This is a genomic window from Microbispora sp. GKU 823, assembly GCF_002027145.1.
GTDB lineage: Bacteria > Actinomycetota > Actinomycetes > Streptosporangiales > Streptosporangiaceae > Microbispora > Microbispora siamensis.
This window is the reverse complement of record NZ_MWJN01000067.1, coordinates 1-18569: the sequence shown is the minus strand read 5'-3', so window position 1 is coordinate 18569 and position 18569 is coordinate 1. Positions and strand designations below refer to the sequence as shown.

The 18569-nt window shown below is 72.5% G+C and carries 14 protein-coding genes and 2 pseudogenes; 7 read left to right on the top strand and 9 right to left on the bottom strand.

The features are described 5' to 3' along the window. Window positions 1–11: 11 nt before the first annotated feature. Complete coding sequence (locus B1L11_RS29200) at window positions 12–866, bottom strand: ABC transporter substrate-binding protein (RefSeq protein ID WP_256863001.1); 855 nt, start codon at window positions 864–866, stop codon at window positions 12–14. Between the two features lie 95 nt (window positions 867–961). Beyond that, window positions 962–1336: an extracellular solute-binding protein gene (locus B1L11_RS52245; protein ID WP_256862997.1), complete on the bottom strand. Its 375-nt coding sequence runs from the start codon at window positions 1334–1336 to the stop codon at window positions 962–964. Window positions 1337–1678: 342 nt separating this feature from the next. Here B1L11_RS52245 and B1L11_RS29195 point away from each other — a divergent pair, with 342 nt between their 5' ends. The 4 genes from B1L11_RS29195 (at window position 1679) to B1L11_RS29180 (ending at window position 6512) form a co-directional block, all read left to right on the top strand. Further along, entirely contained in the window at window positions 1679–2680 is a 1002-nt protein-coding gene (locus tag B1L11_RS29195) for an SIS domain-containing protein (protein ID WP_079318241.1), read from the top strand. 227 nt (window positions 2681–2907) lie between these two features. After that, complete coding sequence (locus B1L11_RS29190) at window positions 2908–3780, top strand: PfkB family carbohydrate kinase (protein WP_079318239.1); 873 nt, start codon at window positions 2908–2910, stop codon at window positions 3778–3780. Window positions 3781–3827: 47 nt separating this feature from the next. Then, complete coding sequence (locus B1L11_RS29185; protein ID WP_256862996.1) at window positions 3828–5339, top strand: transposase; 1512 nt, start codon at window positions 3828–3830, stop codon at window positions 5337–5339. A 75-nt stretch (window positions 5340–5414) separates the two neighbouring features. After that, a complete protein-coding gene (locus B1L11_RS29180; RefSeq protein ID WP_079318223.1) occupies window positions 5415–6512 on the top strand; it encodes a LacI family DNA-binding transcriptional regulator in 1098 nt (365 codons plus the stop codon). 18 nt (window positions 6513–6530) lie between these two features. On the opposite strand, the gene B1L11_RS29175 is transcribed toward B1L11_RS29180, so the two are convergent. Both B1L11_RS29175 and B1L11_RS29170 read right to left on the bottom strand, forming a co-directional pair. Next, a complete protein-coding gene (locus tag B1L11_RS29175) occupies window positions 6531–7571 on the bottom strand; it encodes a sulfotransferase (RefSeq protein ID WP_079318221.1) in 1041 nt (346 codons plus the stop codon). 123 nt (window positions 7572–7694) lie between these two features. Continuing rightward, complete coding sequence (locus B1L11_RS29170; RefSeq protein WP_079318219.1) at window positions 7695–8585, bottom strand: CDP-alcohol phosphatidyltransferase family protein; 891 nt, start codon at window positions 8583–8585, stop codon at window positions 7695–7697. Between the two features lie 154 nt (window positions 8586–8739). On the opposite strand from B1L11_RS29170, the gene B1L11_RS29165 reads away from it, so the two are divergent. From B1L11_RS29165 to B1L11_RS55270, 3 genes and pseudogenes are all read left to right on the top strand, one after another. Beyond that, window positions 8740–9156, top strand: coding sequence for a hypothetical protein (locus B1L11_RS29165; RefSeq protein ID WP_143737628.1), 417 nt, complete (start codon window positions 8740–8742; stop codon window positions 9154–9156). Window positions 9157–9269: 113 nt separating this feature from the next. Next, a pseudogene (locus tag B1L11_RS29160) lies at window positions 9270–10094 on the top strand (stealth conserved region 3 domain-containing protein); the annotation flags it as partial. A 52-nt stretch (window positions 10095–10146) separates the two neighbouring features. Then, entirely contained in the window at window positions 10147–10320 is a 174-nt protein-coding gene (locus B1L11_RS55270) for a hypothetical protein (protein WP_372974743.1), read from the top strand. Between the two features lie 1692 nt (window positions 10321–12012). Here B1L11_RS55270 and B1L11_RS55265 read toward each other — a convergent pair. The 5 genes and pseudogenes from B1L11_RS55265 to B1L11_RS29140 form a co-directional block, all read right to left on the bottom strand. Continuing rightward, window positions 12013–12516, bottom strand: coding sequence for a CDP-glycerol glycerophosphotransferase family protein (locus B1L11_RS55265; protein WP_372974742.1), 504 nt, complete (start codon window positions 12514–12516; stop codon window positions 12013–12015). 65 nt (window positions 12517–12581) lie between these two features. Continuing rightward, window positions 12582–14108 (bottom strand): annotated as a pseudogene (locus tag B1L11_RS55260) (CDP-glycerol glycerophosphotransferase family protein); the annotation flags it as partial. Window positions 14109–14226: 118 nt separating this feature from the next. Continuing rightward, window positions 14227–14862 carry a glycosyltransferase gene (locus B1L11_RS55255; protein ID WP_372974741.1) on the bottom strand — a complete coding sequence of 212 codons (636 nt, stop codon included), beginning with the start codon at window positions 14860–14862 and terminating at the stop codon, window positions 14227–14229. 198 nt (window positions 14863–15060) lie between these two features. Continuing rightward, window positions 15061–17034: a CDP-glycerol glycerophosphotransferase family protein gene (locus B1L11_RS29145; protein WP_079318209.1), complete on the bottom strand. Its 1974-nt coding sequence runs from the start codon at window positions 17032–17034 to the stop codon at window positions 15061–15063. Beyond that, window positions 16998–18416 carry a glycosyltransferase family 2 protein gene (locus B1L11_RS29140; protein ID WP_079318207.1) on the bottom strand — a complete coding sequence of 473 codons (1419 nt, stop codon included), beginning with the start codon at window positions 18414–18416 and terminating at the stop codon, window positions 16998–17000. Before B1L11_RS29140 ends, B1L11_RS29145 begins: the two co-directional genes overlap by 37 nt. Window positions 18417–18569 lie beyond the last annotated feature (153 nt).

The window sequence follows — 18569 nt, the reverse complement described above, 5'->3', positions numbered from 1 at the left end:
CTCTCCTCCGGCTACTTCGCCGACGCCGAGGCCTGGCGGACGCTCTCGAGCACCTGCTCGGGGGTCTTGCCGCCGGTGATCAGCGCCTCGCCGCCGGACAGCCAGGCGTCGGCGACGTCGGGCACGGTGACGGTGTCGAGCCAGGCGGCCAGCTTCGGCGCCTTGTTGACCAGGCCGACGCCCTCGTACACCGCCTTGCTGGAGGTCTCGGGCGTGACGGCCCCGATGACCGTGCTCGGCTGGCCGTACGGCGGGGACGACAGCGTCTTGGCGTTCTTCACGCTCGTCACGAACTTCATGAAGTCGACGGCGAGCGGGATGCGCGGGGAGGCCGCGTTGACCAGGTATCCCTCGGGCGCGCCCTCGATCACCGTGGGGTCGCCCTTCGCCCCCTGCGGCGCGGGCAGCGGGAAGATGCCGAAGTCGTCCGTGGGGAGCTTGCCCTTGGCGGTCTCGTTGTCGAACTCCAGGATCTCCTGGTAGTACATGGCCGCCTTGCCGTCGGCGAACTTCTCCTGCGCCGAGCTGTACAGCACGCCGTTGGTGCCGCTCTTGGTGTCGGTGCAGGTGTCGACGAGGGTCTTGAACCGGGTCAGCGCGGTGACGTAGCCCGGGTCGTCCAGCTTCGCCGTCGCGGGCTTGAGGTCGGCCTGCAGCGTGTCCCAGGGCACGTCGTAGGCGAACATCTGCTGCAGGTAGTGGAGTGCCGGCCAGCCGTCCTTGTTGCCGAACGCGATCGGCTCGTACCCCGCCTTGCGCAGCGGGCCGCAGGCGGCGATCAGGTCCTCGAACGTGGCGGGCACCTTGACCCCCGCCTTGGCGAACGCGGCCTTGTTGTAGCCCATGAACTTGCCGTTGCCGTACAGCGGGATCCCGTAGTACTTGCCGTCGTAGGCGAAGGCCGACAGCGCCCCCTCGCTGAAGGTCTTCCCCCACTCCGTGCCGGGCCCGATGACCTTGGTCAGGTCGGCCGCGCGGCGCCGCGGACGAAGTTCTCCGCCCAGTTGCCGGTCCAGGTGAAGTAGACGTCCGGCAGGGCGTTCGACGCGGTCAACGTCTTGGTCTTGTCCTTGATGCTCTGGTCGGTCTCCTGGATGAGCTGGATCTTCACCCCGGGGTGCTGCTTCTCGTACTCGGCGGCCAGGTCCTGGAAGTACGGCTCCAGCGGCTCTCCGGCGAACTTGGTGAGGATGCTCAGGGTGCCCGAGTAGTCGGGGGCGGCGGTCACGTCGGCCGCGGGAGCCTTGTCCGCCTGCCCGCCGCCGGTGCACCCGGCGAGGGCGAGCACCGACGTCCCGGCGAGTGCCGCGAACGTCGTCAGTGCGCGAGGGCGCATGGGCTTCCTTTCTCTCTGGTCTCTCTGGGGGAGGGAGGACCGCCGGTGCCCGAGGCACCTCGGATCCGCCGGGACGCGCCGCCGGCACGACCCGCTGGTGTGGGGTGACTGTACAGAGCATCTGATACCGGTACCAGTCCTAGTTCCAAGAATTTTTTCCCGCAGGACGCGTACGGGATCGCCGGCGGCCAGAAACAGCAGCTAGACGCCGCACAAGCAAGGGAAAGAGGGGCGCGGTGTTGACGCCGCACGTTCACCTGTGCCAGCGTGACCCCCGCGTGATACCGGTATCAGGCAGCAGGGGCGCCGCCGGTCCGCAGGTGATCCCGAAAGGACGCGACAATGCTCGGATTCAACGAGCCGGAATTCCTCTCCCAGCTGGCGAGCGCGGTGGCGCTGCGCCCGCAGATCGAGGAACTGGTCGATCGGCTCGTGGACGGGGGATTCGACAACCTCTACCTCGTCGGCGCCGGCGGCACCTATGCCCAGATGTGGCCGTACGAGCGCCTGGCGCGCCAGCGGTCCACCCTCGACGTGCGCGCGGTGATCGCGGCAGAACTGGTCGCCGCCGACGAGAAGGCGCTCGGCGAGCGCTCGGTGGCGATCTTCACGTCGGTCTCGGGCACCACCGAGGACGTCGTCCGGGCCATCGAGTTCTGCAAGTCGAAGGGCGCCCACACCATCGGCTTCACCGGCTACCCCGACTCGCCGATCGCCCGGAACGTCGACCTCGCGCTGCTGACCGAGCCCAAGACGTGGCCGTTCGACATGCAGATGCTGCTCTTCATGGGCCGGCTGCTGTCGCGGCGGGGCGAGTTCGACGGCTACGAGAAGTTCGCCGCCGAGTTCGAGGACATCCCGCGGATCCTCCTGGAGGTCTCCAAGCAGGCCGAGCCGGTCGCCGAGGCGTTCGCCGACGCCCACAAGGACAGCGACTACTACTTCCTCATCGGCGGCGGGAACCTGTGGGGGTTCACCTACCTCTACTCCATGTGCATCCTCGAGGAGATGCAGTGGCTGCGCACCACGCGGGTGCACAGCGCCGAGTTCTTCCACGGCTCGCTCGAACTGGTCGAGGAGAACACCAGCGTGATCGTCTTCCAGGGCGAGGACGAGGCGCGGGCGCTCACCGACCGCGCCGAGGCCTTCGCCAAGCGGATCTCCAAGGACGTCACCGTCTTCGACACGAAGGACTACCCGCTCGACGGCATCAGCCCGGAGTTCCGCGGCCTGCTCGCGCCGCTGGTCCTCGACACCGTCATGAGCCGCGTCAGCAAGCACCTGGAGCGCGTGCGCGACCACTCGCTCGACCTGCGCCGCTACTACCGCGTCATGGACTACTGATCCGCCGTTCCCCCCTTCCGGGCCCCAGGTCGTGTCCCGTGATCTTTTTCGCCTACTGCGGTCGCCCAGATGGCGCCTCGCTGCGTTCTCGTCGTCGCCCATAGCTCCGCTATGGGCTCCTCCTCGGCCTTGCGACGCATCCATCTGGCCGATCCTCGCTACGGCAAAAGATCACGGGACACTCCCTCGCGCGTGACTGCGCGGGGGCTCGTCCACAGGAGAGTCCTTTGAGAGTCCTCGGCTTCGGCGACAACATCGTCGACCGGTTCGTCGACCGCGGCGTGGAGTACCCCGGCGGCAACAGCGTCAACGTGGCCGTCTACGCCCGCCGACTCGGCCTGGACGCGGCCTACCTGGGCGTGTTCGGCGACGACGAGCTCGGCGACTTCCTGCGCGCCTCGATCGCCGCCCAGGGAGTCGCGATCGACCACTGCGTCGTACGGACCGGCGAGAGCGGCGTCTCCACCCTGCGCGTGGACGACGGCGACCGCGTCTTCCTCGGCTGGAACGGCGGCGGCGTCACGCTGCGGGAGCCGCTCGTCCTCGGTGACGACCTGCTTCGGTACGCCGCCTCCTTCGACCTGGTGCACTCCAGCGTGTACTCCCGAAGCGAGAGCGAGCTGCCCAAGCTGGCCGGGCGCGGCCCGCTGGTGAGCTTCGACCTGTCCAGCGAGGACGAGTTCCGCGCTCCCGGCTACCTCGACCGGGTCTGCCCGCACGCCGACCTGGTGCTGCTGTCGTGCTCACACCTCGACGAGGCCGCCACGCGGGACCTGCTGGCCGAGGCCGTACGGCGCGGCGCGCGGCTCGCGCTTGCCACGCGCGGCGTGGAGGGGGCGATCGCGCACGACGGCAGGGTCACGGTCGCGACCGCCGCGCGCCGGGTGGAGGACCCCGGACTGATGGTCGACACGATGGGCTGCGGCGACGCCTTCCTCGCTGGGTTCGCCGTCTCGCTGCTGCGCGGCGGCTGGACCACCGGCACGTCCCCGGACCGCGACGCCATCGAGCGCGCGCTCCACGACGGCGCGCGGTCGGCCTACGAGCAATGCCTGGTGGAGGGCGCGTTCGGCCACGGACGGCCCGTTCTCACAAGATGAGCCGGAGGATGCCCCTGCCTGCGAACGGAGGAGGAGACATTCACTTCATGGGCAGTGAGGGTAAAGACGCTAGGCAGGTGATCGTTCGGTGTCACAAATGCGAGAAAACGCAGAACTTCCGGCCGTCCGAACTCCAATCGTGCGACGGCTACGCCTGCTGCTGGGAACACGGACCGAGGGAACCTCAGGCACCTGCCCTGACGTGTGACATCTTCCGTAACGCCGTCGGCGGCTTCTACGGCTGGCACTATGTCACTCCAAGGCAAGAGATCGCGCAGGCGGTTCGCCGTGCCCGCGAGATCGCCGTCATCGGCGCCGCCGAGATCGCCGTTCGTGATGCTGCGCCGGAGGATGGTGTGACAACGTCAGCGGTAGCGCAGGCGTCCGGGCTCGCCCGGTACACCTACCGGCTTCGCGTGCCGTCGGCCGCGCTCACCTCGCTGCTTACCGAGTGGGACCGGTGCCGATGGGTGTGGAACGAATGCGTCGCCCAATCCCGGGCGGCACACCAGGCGAAGCAGACGTGCGGCCCGGCTCAGCTCGACAAGATGCTGACCGGGTGGCGCACCGAGCACGAGTGGCTGCGCACGGGGGCGTCGGTGCCGCAGCAGCAGACCATCCGGGACTTCGCCAAGTCCCGCGCCAAGGCCTTGAAGGACATCAAGGCACGGCTGCCCATCAAGCAGCGAGCGGGAATGCCCAGGTTCAAGAAGAAGGACCTGGCCTACCCGACGCTGAACTACACACGGAACGGCTTCCGCCTCAAAGACGGCCGTCTGCACCTGGCCGGGGGTATCGCCCTGACGGTGGTATGGTCCCGCGACCTGCCCGCCGGACCGAGCAGCGTCCGCATCTACCGGGACAGCCTCGGCCACTGGTACGCATCCTTCGTCGTCTCCGCCGAGACGCAGCCGCTGCCCGCCACGGGACGGTGCATCGGCATCGACTGGGGCGTGAAGCAGACCGCGACCACCACCAGCGACGACCATGACCTCCCACACGCCGAGCACGGAAACAAGGCCGCTGCCAGATTGGCCCGTTACCAGCGGAAGATGGCCCGCCGTAAGCCCGAGCGCGGACAGACCGCCTCCAGCGGCTACCGCAGCGCCAAGAGGCAGGCCGCGAAGCTGCACAAGAAGGTTGCCCGGCAACGCCAAGACGGCGCACGCAAGTGGGCCAAGAAGGTCGTGAGGGACCACGACGTGATCGCGGTGGAGGACTTCCGCCCGAAGTTCCTCGCCAAGACCACCATGGCCCGCAAGGCAGCGGACGCCGCGATCTCCACCACCAAGCAGGCCCTGATCGAGATGGCACGCAAGCACGGGCGGGATATCCGCCTCGTGCATCCCGCATACACCACCATGGACTGCGGGCACTGCGGAGCGAGAACCAAGCACGCACTGCCGCTGTCGAAACGCACCTACACCTGCACCACGTGCGGAGCCGTCTCCTCAAGGGACAAGAACTCCGCGCGTGTGATGCTCATCCGGGCTGGTCTGAACCCGGCTGGCGTTGATCGCGTAAGACCTGACCGTCCGCCGGGCAACCAGGCAGCGTGAGCCAGGAATCCCCCGCCCTCAGGCGGGGGAGCGGTCAATAAGCTTCCGTAGGATCGAGAGGGAGGAACGCCAGCCATGCCAGCTGAGCCGAGCCAGGCCGCCGGGCGGGTGACGATCTCCGAGGTGGCGGCCGAGGCGGGCGTCGGAAGGGCGACCGCCGCCCGCACGCTCGGCGGGTATGGACACGTCAGCCCGGAGCTGCGCCAACGCGTGCTCGCGGCGGCCGAGAAGCTCGGCTACCGCGCCAACGCGCTCGCCCGCAGCATGTCGACGGGCGTGAGCCACACCATCGGGGTGATCGTCGCCGACATCGGCAACCCCTTCTTCGCCGGACTGGTCGGCGGCGTCTGCGACGCCTCCCGGGCCCGCGGCTTCGACACGATCGTGCTGAGCACCTACGAGGACCTCGACGAGGAGGTCGCCGCCACCAACGTGCTGATCGACAAGCGCGTCGACGGCATGATCATCGCGTCCGCCGCGGTCAGCGGCCGGGAGGCCGGCCACGTCAAGGAGGCGCTGAAGCGCGGCGTCCCCGTCGTCCTGGTCGACCGGGCCATCCCGGCGCTCGACCTCGACGCGGTCGTCATCGACAACCGCGACGCGGCGCGTGAGGCGGTCGAGCGGCTGATCGCCGCGGGGCACCGGCGGATCGGCTTCGTGTGGGGCCCGTCCATGACGCAGCCGCCGGCGACCCGCCGCGAGCTGCTGGCGGCGGCGGCCCGCAACCTGTGGACCGACGGCGAGCGCCTGCGCGGCTACCTCGACGCGCTCGACGACGCACGGATCCCCTTCGATCCCGAGCTGGTGATGGTCGGGCGCAAGGTCGAGGAGCGGGCGACCGAGGAGGTCGCGCGCATGCTCGCCCTGCCGAACCGCATCACCGCGCTGTTCTGCACCGAGACCGAGGCGATGACGGGAGCCCTGCGCGCCCTGCGGGCGGCCCGGCTGTCCTACCCGCGCGACGTCTCCCTGATCGGGTTCGACGACAGCGCCTGGGCCGCGGTCATGGACCCGCCGCTGACGATGATCGAGCAGCCCGTGCACGGGCTCGGCGCGAAGGCGGCCGAGGTGCTTCTCGACATCGTGCAGGGGGCCGAGGCCGACCGGGAGACGCACACGCTCCGCTCGCGCCTCATCGTGCGGTCGTCGGTCGGCCCCCCGCCGGGCGCCTGAGATGGCCGAGAGGGGATGTCAGCGGGGAAGCAGTTCGTAGGAGCGCTGCTGAGGCAGGCCGGCGAGCCGCCGCTGGCCCTCCGTCAGCAGCGCGGCGATCGGACCGGGCTCGCGCAGCCGGGTGAGCCGGTCGCGGTTGTACTTGCGCAGCCGCGCCGCGCGGCGCTTGGCCGCCGCCGCCTTGAACGCGGCGACGTGCTCGCGGTCGGCCTTGCGCGCGCCGCTCAGCTCGTAGCCGTACGCGGTGAGCCGCTCGCCGAGCACCTCCTCGCACAGCGAGATCTCCCAGGGCTCCAGCCGGGAGGCCCACTTGCCCGAGTGGGCGGTGGTCACCTCCTCGTGCGTGTTGCTGTGCCACACCTTGTGCTTGGGCACGGCCAGCTCGGCCATGTGGCGCGGCTCGCACATCGCCGGGTCGTACTCCTCGCCGAGGAACACGCACAGCTTCTTCAGCTCGGTCTCCGGGTCGGCGGTGAGGTCCTCGTACCGCAGCTCGTAGAAGCTGTCGGCCGGCAGCTTGCGCGCGTGCCGGCGGCCGAAGTCGACGGCCTCGGCCCAGTTGGCCATGGCGTGCACGGCGTCCGCCTTGTACCAGGGCATCTGCTTGAGCGAGGCCACGCAGTCGCGGCCGTCCCTGACGAGGTGGACGAACTGCGCGTCGGGGAACATCCGCATGAGCATCTCGACGTGCCGGTAGTAGCTGGGCCGCTTGTCGCCCCACCGCGGCTTGCCGAAGCGCTCGGCGTAGCACTTGAAGACCATGCCGATGACCGAGCCGAAGCTGCCCGGGCCGAGCATGGCCGCCTGGACGAAGTCGGGGCGGCTCAGCCCGAGCTCGTGGAACTTCGTGGTCCGGCCCTCGGCGATCCAGGTCGCCAGCCTGCGCCTGTTGTCGGCCAGCCGCATGTCGCCGTACGCCCGGCGGGAGAAGTAGGCCGGGACGAGGAACCGCGTCTCGGGCGGGACCGCGATGCGCGGGTGCGAGTGCAGCATGAGCTGCAGCATGGTGGTGCCGGAGCGCGGGCAGCCGACGACGAAGACAGGCCTGTCCGAATGCATAGTTCTATCCCCCGTGGTGAAATTGCCAGACGCCAGGCCGCCGCCCTCCCCCGGGCGCGGCTCGTGACGCGGGTCCTACGGCGTCACGCCGTACGAGCGTGCGGATCCGGCCGGGACGGCCGGTCAGACAAGGATCTTCTGTTTCTCGGCGGCGGTGCGGGGCACCTGGCGTGCCGCCAGCCAGACGCGGTAGACGAGGCTCATCTCGAACGCCAGCAGCAGTGCGCCGGCCACGACCGAGACCGGCACCAGGGCCTTGGGTCCGAACAGCGGGCCCACGACGAAGATCGCGGCGTGGAACTCGATGCCGCTCACCACGTGGGTGCGCACCCGGTGCCGCACCAGGAAGACGCGGAACCGGTCGTACCAGGGGAAGCGGGCGTGGAACGCCTTCTGCAGGTCGACGACCGCGGCGCCGTCCTCGGCGGCGACCTGGCCGAACTCCGCGGCGGCCTGCCCCAGCTCGGTCCGCGGCCTGGAGCGCAGGACGCTCTCGGCGAGGACGTACTGCCCCTCCAGCCGCGCCTCGAGCAGCGCGCGCGTGGCGTCCTTGACCCGCTTCAGCTGCGGGCCGTTGATGTAGCGGAACAGGTCGAGCACCACGACGCCGACGGCGGCGAGCACCACATCGGTGTCGCCCGTGCGGGTGTACTCCCCGAACCCCCACCCGAAGGCGCAGCAGACCACCCGCACCCGGTCGCCGACGTAGTCGAGCCACAGGCCGAAGGGCGTCCCCGTGCCCTTGAGCCTGGCGATCTTCCCGTCCATGCAGTCGACCGTGAAGCTCAGATAGAACAGAGCCGCCCCGGCGACGAGCATGCCCTCCGCGAAGGCCGCCGCCGACGCGAAGCCGATCAGCATGGACAGCCTGGTCAGCCCGTTCGGCGTGATCGAGGTGTGATTGGCCACGAGCAGCGCGAGCCGGCAGGCGAGCGGATCGACCATGAAGACGGTCCACCACGAGTCTCTCGGCTTGCGCGTCGCGAGTATGTCGTCCAGCGTGAAGCCCCCCATGCAGGCAAGAATGACTACAAGCGGTAGCCGCGGCCTGCTCTTCTGTAACAGGCAGGGCATCTCGTTGCCGGTTCTTGACCATCTCCCCCATCTACGTAAACCATCCGCCAATCCGGTCGCCGATCGGTTACAGTCCGTGTTCGAGGGGGAGACCATGCCCGTTGTCACGTTGTACCGGCGGCTGCAGGGGCGGCTGCCGTCGTGGGAGCCCGCGCCGCGGGCCGCGCTCATCCGGGCGGACGCGGGTCCGCTCCAGGCCCAGCGCGAGACGCTGGACGTGGTGTGCGCCCTGCTGACCGAGGCGCGCGTGCCGTACTTCTGCGTGCGCCCGCTGCCCAACCGGCCACCGGTGATCGCCGTGCCCGAGGACGACCGCACGCGCGCGCTCGCCGCGCTCGCGGCCGGCGGTCATCCGCTGTTCGCGGCGCGGCAGCCGTACGGCAGGCAGGGGGCGCGGGCACGCCAGGCGGACGCGGGCCGGATGCGCCCGGTGCGGCGGGCGGCGGCGCTGCTCGGCGACGCCAAGGTCGTGCGGCTGGCCTGTACTTCGCCAGCCCCTCGCGCACGCTGACGCTCGGCCCGGAGAACGGATGCGACCTGGAGTTCTGGGCCCGCGAGGGCGACGAACTGGTCGCCCCGAGGCCGAACCCCGCCTGCGACCGCGTCCCCGCCGACGGCCCCGCCGTGGACGGCGGCGAGGAGCTGTTCACGCCGCTGGCCTGCGCCGCCCGCCGGGCCCGCGCCTACCGCACCCGGCCCGAGTTCGTCCGGCGGCTGCTGGACGACATCGACTTCCCGATCGACGCCGTCTACACGTGGGTGGACGGCGCCGACCCGGCCTGGCGGGCGCGGCGCGACCAGGCCGAGCGCGACGAGGCGCTGCGGACCGGCACCCCGCCGAGCGAGATGGCGACCACGGAGGCACGGTTCACCAGCAGGGACGAGTTGCGTTATTCGCTGCGCTCCCTGCTGATGTACGCCCCCTGGATCAACCGGATATGGATCGTCACCGACGGCCAGACGCCTCCGTGGCTCGACACCACCCACCCCATGGTCTCGGTGGTCGACCACAAGGAGATCTTCACCGACCCGTCGGTGCTGCCGGTGTTCAACTCCCACGCCATCGAGACGCAGCTTCACCACATCGACGGGCTCAGCGAGCACTTCCTGTACTTCAACGACGACTTCTTCCTGGGCCGGCCGCTGCCTCCCCGGACGTTCTTCGAGGGCAACGGGATCACCCGCTTCTTCCCCAGCACCGTCCACGTGCCGTTCGGCATGCCGGAGACCGAGGAGTCCCCGGTGCACGCCGCGGGCATGAACAACCGGCGCATCCTGGAGAACCTGACCGGCCGCACGATCACGCAGAAGCTCAAGCACGTGCCGTACGCGCTGCGCCGGTCGCTCATGTACGAGCTGGAGGGGCGTTTCGCGGCGGAGTTCACGGCGACCGCCCGCAGCAGGTTCCGCACGTCACGGGACATCTCGGTGGTGTCCTCGCTGGCGCACTACTACGGCTACCTCAGCGGGCGGGCGGTGCCCGGCACGGTCGACTACACCTATGTGGACCTGTCGCTGCCGAAGACGCCCGCCAAGCTGCGCCGCATGCTGGCCCGGCGCAGGCACGACGTGTTCTGCCTCAACCGACACCGCCCCCACCACCCCCGACCAGGACGCGCTGCTGGCGCGGTTCCTGGAGGCCTACTTCCCCACCCCGGCGCCGTTCGAGCGGTGAGCGTGCCGCAGGTCGTACCTGTCCACGAACAGGCCGCGGAAGGTCCAGCGGCCGGCGGGGGCGAACGAACGGGCGACCAGAGCACGGCGGCGGGCGGGCATCGCGTTCTTGCCCGTGTGGCCGACGACCCAGAGCGTGCGCAGCCCGTCGAGCCGGGCGGCGAGCACCCGGGTGCCCACCTCGCGGCCCGGAAAGCTGCCGTCCTGCTCTGGTGACCGGGCCAGCGCCACGTCGCGGAGCCTGCCGAAGACCGACGGATAGACCGCTTCGTACTTCCTGACCTTGGCGGGGACGAACAGCACCCCGTCCCCCGGCTTCGCCTCGGCCGCGAGCAGCGCCATGACCGGCCGCGGATCGTCCTGCCTGCCGTCCGGCCCCCGCGTGGCGAACTGCCCGGGAACCGACAGGCCGAGCCAGGCGGCCAGCATGGCGGCGGCGAGGCCGGGGAGGCAGCGCGGCCCAGGCCCCGCCCCCGGCCAGCAGCGCCGCCGCCGGAACGCAGCAGAAGACGTAGCGGAACACGTACACGGGATGGAGGGCCCAGGAGGCCGCGAGCAGCACCAGCGCGGGCACGAGCAGCCACGGCAGCGTCAGCCGCACGAGCGCCGCATGGCCGAAGGGGGCCGGACCCGCCTCACCGGCGGGCGGCTTCCCGGCCGAGGCGGCGGCCCAGGGCGCTGCGGCGCGGCGCGCGACGGATCCTTCGGCGGGCATTCCGTCGAACTCCTCGATGGGCTTTCCGGCGCGGCGGGCGGCCCGAACCCGGCGAACGCGCACGACCGCGGCGTATGCGAGGCCGAAGAGCGCGAGCGCCCAGGTCAGCGGGGCCACCCCGGGTCCCGTCGCCCCGCCGAGGTCGCCGAACAGCTGGACGGCCAGCCTGCCCACATCCCCCGCGTCCGGCCGGGGATCCACCCCACCTGCGCGCTCTGCCGGGAGCCGAGCCAGGCCAGCGGCGCCACGGCCGCCAGCGCCGGCGTCGCCGCGCACGCCCACCGGAGCAGCGGTCCCCTCGACAGGATCAGCGCGACGCCGTGCGCCCCCACGACCAGGAACGCGAACAGGTTGAGGTAGGCCAGCACGGTCAGCGCCGCCGCGTACGCCGCCAGGACGCCCGAGGTGGGCGATCGCAGCACGCGCAGGAACAGCAGGGTCACGCCGACGGCCGCCGCCGCCGTCAGCGCGTACGGCCGGGCCTCCTGGACATACCTGGAGAAGATGGGCATAAGGGCCAGCAGCACGCCCCCGTACAGGCCCGCCCGGGGGGCGCCGAGGGCGCGGCCGAGGGCGCCGGTCCCGGCCGCGGCCAGCGCGCCCGCGACGACCGACGGGATCCGCAGCGCCACCTCGGCCGTGCCGGACAGGCCCGCGACGACGTGCATCAGCGCGTAGTAGAGGCCGTGCACCGCGTCGACCGACTGCAGCAGGTGCGCCAACTGGGGAAGGGTGCGGACGGCCGCGCTGACCGTGGCCGCCTCGTCCCGCCACGGCGGCGGCCCGCCGAGGTCCCACAGCCCGGCGGCCAGCGCGAGGACGGCCGGCACGACGGTCACGACGGCGGGCCGGTCCAGCCGGGCGGCCCGCCCGGTCGCTCGGCAGGGCACGCCGAGGGAGCCTCGGCCGCGATGGGCTGCGACGGCGTTCCGGCGACGCGGCGGGGCGGGCGACCGGCGACATGCCGGGAGGCGCGGGTCATGGCCGCATGCGCGCGACCACGCGCGCCGAGGCGTGCCCGTCGTCCCAGGGGCAGTATCTGCGGGCGAACCGCTCGTAGCGCGCCGCGAACGGCCCGAGGTCGCCGTGCCGCAGCACGTCGAGCACGTCGTCGCCGGTCCTGAGGACGGGTCCGGGGGCCTCGGCCTCGAAGTCGAAGTAGAAGCCGCGCACCTGGTCGCGGTAGCGCTCCAGGTCGTGCGCGAAGAACACCATGGGCCTGCCGGTGCACGCGAAGTCGAACATCGCCGACGAGTAGTCGGTGACCAGCACGTCCGCGGCGGCCAACAGATCCGCCATGTCTGGAAATCTGGAGACATCGCGGATGCGGTCGCCGTTCGGGATGGCCATGTCCCGCGCCACCAGGTAGTGCGCCCGCACGAGCAGCACGTCGTCGTCGCGCAGCGCCCCGGCCGCCCTGACCGGGTCCAGCGCGAGCCGCCCGGTGGTCTCGTCGTCCCGCCACGTCGGCGCGTAGAGGATGACCCGCCGGTCGTCCGGCAGGCCCAGCCGCCGCCGGGCCGCGCGGCGCGCCCGGGATCGAACAGCACGTCGTTGCGCGGATAGCCCGACTCCAGGATCTCCCCTTCGTAGCCGAACGCCCCGCGCAGCGCGGAGGTGGCGAACGGGCTCGGCGACAGCAGCAGATCCCAGGTCGCCACCTGCCGTGCCAGTTCGTCGCGCGGCACCCGCTGCGCGTACGGCATGCCCTCCAGGTCGAGCCCCAGCCGCTTGAGCGGTGTGCCGTGCCAGGTCTGCACGACCGTCTGCCCGCGCGGCTTGCGGTACCACCCCGGCTGGGTGCGCCGGTTGGCCACGACGAAACGGCTGGTACGCAGCGCCTCCTCGTGCTCGCGCGAGCCGTACAGGACCAGGCGCACACCCGGCGGGACCGCGAACTGCCCGTCCCGGGTGACCCAGACGATCTCCACGTCGGGGTGGCGGCGCGCCAGTTCCTCGGAGACGGCGCGGGGATTGCACGAGTACTGCCCGCCGCCGTAGCTGTCGAAGACCGCGGCGTTGCGCAGGGTCACCCTGCGTGGAGCCGACGCCCGCCGCCTGCGCGTCGCGTACGGCCCGCGTTCGTGCGGGCCGAGCGCGGGGCGCACCGCGAGGCTCAGGTCGCCGTCCCGCGAGGTGCGGACGGAGATCTCGTGAAATCCGGTGACCCGCGGCCTCGGCGGGTCGGCGATCAGGGCCGGGCTCAGGCGCACGCGCTCGTCCCCGCCCGTCGGTGACAGGGCGAGCACCCGCCAGGTCCCGCTGCGGAGCGGAAGCCCCTCGGCCGTCCTGCCGATGGCGGCCGTCCACGTGGCCTCGTCCTGGCGAACCGGCCAGGAGTGCCGCTCCGCGCCGCGCTCCAGGACGATCCGGCCGGCCGGGCACGGGCCCGTCCCCTCCAGGACCAGCTCGCCGGACTCCGTCCACCGCGCCGCACTGACCTGGCCCTCGGACTCCGTCCTCCGAGCGGTGTCCACGCGGTCGTCGGGATCGGGAGACGGGCCGCCTGCGGCGCGGGGGCCGAGCGTCAGCCCGCGGTCGTGGGTGAGGGAGACCCGCACGTTCCCGGCGTCGAAGACGCGGTCGCCCGGGGCTCCGATCGCCCGGCCCGCCCGGGTCACGCCCCGCGCGCGCACCCGCGTGTGCAGCGCCCACCGGCCGGCGGGCAGGGCGTCGAGGGCGATCACGGTCTCGAAGCCGGAGTCGTCGTGGCAGGCGACCGACTGCCGGGAGTCGGCGGTCACGTCGGGCCTGCGGGTTCGATGCACCGGCAGGATGATCCGCTCCTCTCCCCGCTGGAGCCACAGCTCGATCCGGCTGCGCCCGCTGTCCAGATGGGCGATGTACGCGTGGCCGGTCAGGGCGAGCCTGCCGTCCGCGTGGCGTACGTCGTCCACGCAGGCGACGAGCCGCAGGTCGCGGGTGGCGTCGAACAGCGAGCGCGGCAGCCGGGGGTCGCGGCGGAAGGGATAGTCGAGATACCAGCGGCGGCGCCTCAGCCCCCGCCGCAGCACGCCCCGGTGCCTGATCTCCGACGCGGCGAACGTCCGCAGCTCCGCCAGTTCGCCGGTCATGCCGTGCGCGGCGAAGTGGATCTGGAGCCGCCTGAGCACCGGCAGCCGTTCCACCGCGTTCGGGTCCAGGCGGCCCAGGGCCTCGGCGAGCCCGTCGGGAACCCGGTCGCGTACGGCCTCAAGCACGGCTTCGAGGTCCGGCCCCTCCGCCAGGCGCAGGTCGTAGGCCGTACGCAGTTGCGGCGCGTGCCGTCCGAGCAGGTCCGACACCTCCAGCATGGCCCGCAGGCGGCGCAGCGGGTCGGCCTGCGGCCGGGACCCGCGCGTGAGGCAGACCACGTCGCCGAGCACGTCCGCCGAGGTGGACAGCACGTGCGCGGGGATCGTCACCGGAAAGTCCTCGCCCAGGCCCGCCGGGAAGGCGAACCCGTGCCGGTTCCAGAACTCCCGGCGGAACACCGTGCCACCCGCCCGCGGGTCGTCCAGCAGCTTCTGGTGCCGGGTGATGTGCGTGCGCAGCCTGGCCTTCGCCGCCGGGACGGGCGCCTGGCCGCGCGTACGGCGTCCAGGTGCGGATCCGGCCGCAGGCGAGGTCGGAGCCGGTGTGGTCGAGGGCGCCGACCAGCGCCCGGTAGGCGTCCGCGGGGACGACCGAGCCGGGGTCGGCGAAGGCGAGGTAGCGCCCGGTGGCGAAGGCCGCGCCCGCGTTGCGCGCCGTGCCGGGGTCGTCGCCGCCGTCGCCGAGCGTGAGGAGCGTGAACCTGTGGTCGGGCGGGCGAAGACCACGCGGGCGGCCGACGAGGATCACCTCCATCTCGTCCAGGGTCTGGTCGCGCAGGGATTCGAGGCACTCCTCGGCGTGTTCCTCCCCGCCGTGCAGGGGGACGACCACCGAGAGCCTGGCAGGCACCGTCACGCCGTCAGGATGCCGACGCGCGGCCGCACGCCACCCGGCTCATCCCCATTGCCTTACGGTCGCTTGGGCACCTCTTGACCTACCCCGACCAGGCGGTCAGCCGAACAGGGCGTCCACCAGGCGGCGGGCGGCCTGCCCGTCGGCCATCGGGCGATACCTCGTCAGGAACGCGGCGTACGCGTCCCTGTGCTTGTCCTCCGCCTCGTCGAGGTGCGCGAGCGCGTCGAGCACCTCGGCCTCCCGCCGGAGCACCGGCCCCGGCGCCTCGGGCAGGAGCCACAGGTCCTGCGGCCGGCCGGCGTGCAGGAGCACCGGGCGTCCCGTCACGACGAAGTCGAACACCGCCGCCACGTCCCCCGCGAGCAGGACGTCGGCGGCGAGGTACAACTCGTGCGGGTCCGGATGGCCGCCGACGTCCCACACAGCCCCGTTTCCTGAGGGATGGGTTCCCGAGGGGTGGCGGACCAGCAGGACCTGGTCGCCGGTCAGGCCCGCCGCCAGGCGCCCGGCGTCGAGCGTGTCGTGCTCCCCCGCGACGTACAGCAGCACGTGGGCGCGTTCCGGCAGACCGAGGCGGCGCCGCACCTCGGCGGCGCGCTCCCGGGCGCCGGGACCGGTCAGCAGGTCGTCGCAGGGCAGACCTGTCTGCAGCACCTCTCCCTCGAAGCCGGACGTCCGCCGCAGGGACGCCGTCGCCCCCGGGCCCGCGGACACGAGATAGGTCCACTGACCCGCCCCGCGACCGCCGGCGGCGTCCGTCCCGGTGTACACGACCACCTGGCCGGGCCTGCGCTCGAACCACGGCGGCAGCGGCGCGTCGGTGACGACGTAGCGGCACCGGGCGAGGGCCTCGTAGTGCTCCCGTCCCAGCATGCGCACCGGTTCGACGTCGCCGGGCAGGGCGACCTGGCCGTCCCGCACGTTCCACAGCAGCGGCAGGTCGGTCCCCCGGCGGCGCAGTTCCTCGCAGACCGCCCTCGGGCTGCCGCCGAAGCGGGTGCCCGCGCCGCCGTCGAACAGGACGGCGTCCCGCAGCGGCCTGTCCCTCATCTGGGGGTAGGTCCTCGTGCGCAGCACCCGCTGGGCCTTCTTGCCGCGCTCGTCGGCGGTCAGGTCACCGCTCACGGTCAGCACCGCCCGGCCCGGACCCGACGTGGCGATCCCGAACGTACGGCGGGCCGTCTGGTGGGCCGCCGGCACGTCCGTGTCGAACTCCAGCGGCAGGTCCGTCCACTCTCCCCCGGCGGCGCGTGCCCGGATCGCCAGGGCGTACCGGCCGCGCGGCAGCGGCAGCCGCCCGGCGGTCGAGCCGACCTGCTCGGGCGTCAGCCGCGCCCGGAAACGGGTTCCCGCTCCCTCGATCGGCAGCAGCCACTCCCCGGGCCGGGGGGTCACCCGGGTGACGGGGCCGAGGGCGGCCACCACCAGCGCCGACATCTCGTGCGGCACCGCGAGGCCGCCTTCGACGAGCAACTCACCGCCAGGCAGCCACTCGGCGAGGTCGGCGGACGCCGCGACGGGCTGGTCCCGCAGCACCAGGCCGCCGGTGCGGTCGCGGAACACGACGATCTCCCGGCCGGCCAGGCCGTACCGGCCGGTGGGCACGTCCTCGGCGAGGGTCACGGGCGTCACCGTGCCGTCGGCGGCCCGCACCTCGACCTCCCACCACGTCTCGGGCGCGGCGACCTCCGCCGGCACGGCGATCTGTGTGGTCCGGGACGCGGGCAGCAGGTCGCACAGGTCGACGGCGGCCTCGAACGTACGGCGGTCGACGTTCACCGGATAGGTGCGGGGGACGCCTCCGGGGCGCCGGGTGACCTGGAGCATCGGGCTCGGGCCGAGGTCGTTGACGACGTGGCCCACCAGGCGCAGGCGGCCGTCCCGCACCTCCCGCGTGACGACCCGGGCGGTCTCCCGCTCGGCCCGCAGCACGAAGACGCCGGTCTCCCCGAGCAGCGGCGCGACGTAGTGGTCGGGGCCGACGGCGCGATACCCCGCCTGCTCGACGATCGAGGCGGCGGCGCGCGGGTCGGTCAGCCGTCCGCGCCGCAGGACGCCCCGGTGCAGCACGCGCAGTTCGACGTGCCAGCGTCCGAGCCGGCCCGCCTCGCCAGCGCCGCGGGGTCGATGGTGAGCCGGAAGCCGCCCCAGTCGCGCTCCTTCGACTTCGTGGACACGCGGGCCCTGGTGACCGAGGCCGGCACCCGGACGCGCCGCCCGGTCCGCTCGTGCACGAGGGCGGCGAAGACCTGCTGGTGGACCCGCCGGGTGGGGCGCAGGAACGGCGGTGCCGCGCGTCCCTCCACCACGAGCAGGCCGTCCTCCCAGCGGACGGCGTCGATGCGGTGCCGCGGGACGAGTTCCTCCCTGGCCCTGGTGACGGCGGCGGGGATCTCCCGGTCGGCGGAGCGGGCGAGGGGCACGTTCAGGTGGTGGCCGCCCATCCTGCGGACGAGCCGCCGGTCGGGTTTCGCCTCCCGGTCCCAGGCCAGGACCTCGAGCAGCTCGGCCGGGCGGCGCAGGCGCACCAGATGCCACTGGAGGCGCCGCAGCGCGGGCAGCCCGTCGAGCACGGGCGGCGCCACGTCCTCCAGGTAGAGGCCGGCGAGGTCGAGGAAGCGCTCCCGGAACGCCGGGGAGGCCTGGTCGAGCACGTCGAGGAAGTTCGTGAGGTCGCCGTCGAGCACGGCGTGGTCCCAGGCGTGGATGTGGGCGGTGAAGTTGTGCTCGCTGAGGAAGCGGCGGACCTCGGTGACGGCGGCGAACCGGTCCTCCAGATGCGCGGCCCGCGTCTTGTCCTGCGTGATCGAACGGCCGCCGCCCTCGCGCCGCCGCCACAGGTAGACCGGCGCGGGCAGCACGTCCACGGCCCGCGCCAGGAAGTGGGCGCGCAGGGCCACCGCGATGTCCTCGTACAGCACGCCTTCGGGGAAGGCGAACCCGTGGGCGTCCCAGAACGAGCGGCGCCACAGCTTGTTGGTGACCAGGCGGTCGCGCAGGAGCGCGCGCGTCCGGGTGATGTGGGTGGCCGCGGCGGCGTCGGCGAAGACGGCCCGGTGCATGGCCGACTGGCGGGCGCCGCGCCCGTCGAGGCGCAGCACGTTGCCCGTGGCGAGGTCCGATCCCGACCGCTGCAGGGACGCCAGGAGGTATTCGAGGGCGTGCGCCGGCAGCAGGTCGTCGCTGTCGAGGAACATCAGGTGCTCCCCGGTCGCGTGCCGCACGCCCGTGTTGCGCGCCGCCCCGAGCCCCGCGTTGGCCTGGCGGACCAGCCGGAACCGGCCGTCGCGCGCCGCGAAGGCGGCGGCGATGTCGGCGCTGCCGTCGGGCGAGCCGTCGTCGACCATGACGACCTCGATGTCCTGCCAGGTCTGCGCGGCGACCGAGGCCAGGCAGCCGGCGAGGTACGGTTCCACGTCGTAGATCGGGATGATCACGCTGAGGCGGGGCACGGGCGGTCCTTAGGGTCGGCGAAGCGGCGGGCGGCGGGTGTGAGCGCCCCGATGGTGCGCGGGAAACACGCGCGGCTCAGGCCGGGCGCACGAGCGCGCGCAGGCGCCTGCGGAGCAGCCGGGCGGTGCGGCGCAGCGGCCGGCGCCACGGGA

Bases quoted from the DNA above. Each gene is read 5' to 3' on its own strand.
- B1L11_RS52245 (WP_256862997.1), bottom strand. From the start codon at position 1,336: ATGCGCCCTCGCGCACTGACGACGTTCGCGGCACTCGCCGGGACGTCG.
- B1L11_RS29165 (WP_143737628.1), top strand. From the start codon at position 8,740: ATGCCCGTTGTCACGTTGTACCGGCGGCTGCAGGGGCGGCTGCCGTCG.
- B1L11_RS55270 (WP_372974743.1), top strand. From the start codon at position 10,147: ATGTGGACCTGTCGCTGCCGAAGACGCCCGCCAAGCTGCGCCGCATGC.
- B1L11_RS29185 (WP_256862996.1), top strand. From the start codon at position 3,828: ATGGGCAGTGAGGGTAAAGACGCTAGGCAGGTGATCGTTCGGTGTCAC.
- B1L11_RS29195 (WP_079318241.1), top strand. From the start codon at position 1,679: ATGCTCGGATTCAACGAGCCGGAATTCCTCTCCCAGCTGGCGAGCGCG.
- B1L11_RS29175 (WP_079318221.1), bottom strand. From the start codon at position 7,571: ATGCATTCGGACAGGCCTGTCTTCGTCGTCGGCTGCCCGCGCTCCGGC.
- B1L11_RS29170 (WP_079318219.1), bottom strand. From the start codon at position 8,585: ATGGGGGGCTTCACGCTGGACGACATACTCGCGACGCGCAAGCCGAGA.
- B1L11_RS29180 (WP_079318223.1), top strand. From the start codon at position 5,415: ATGCCAGCTGAGCCGAGCCAGGCCGCCGGGCGGGTGACGATCTCCGAG.
- B1L11_RS55255 (WP_372974741.1), bottom strand. From the start codon at position 14,862: ATGGAGGTGATCCTCGTCGGCCGCCCGCGTGGTCTTCGCCCGCCCGAC.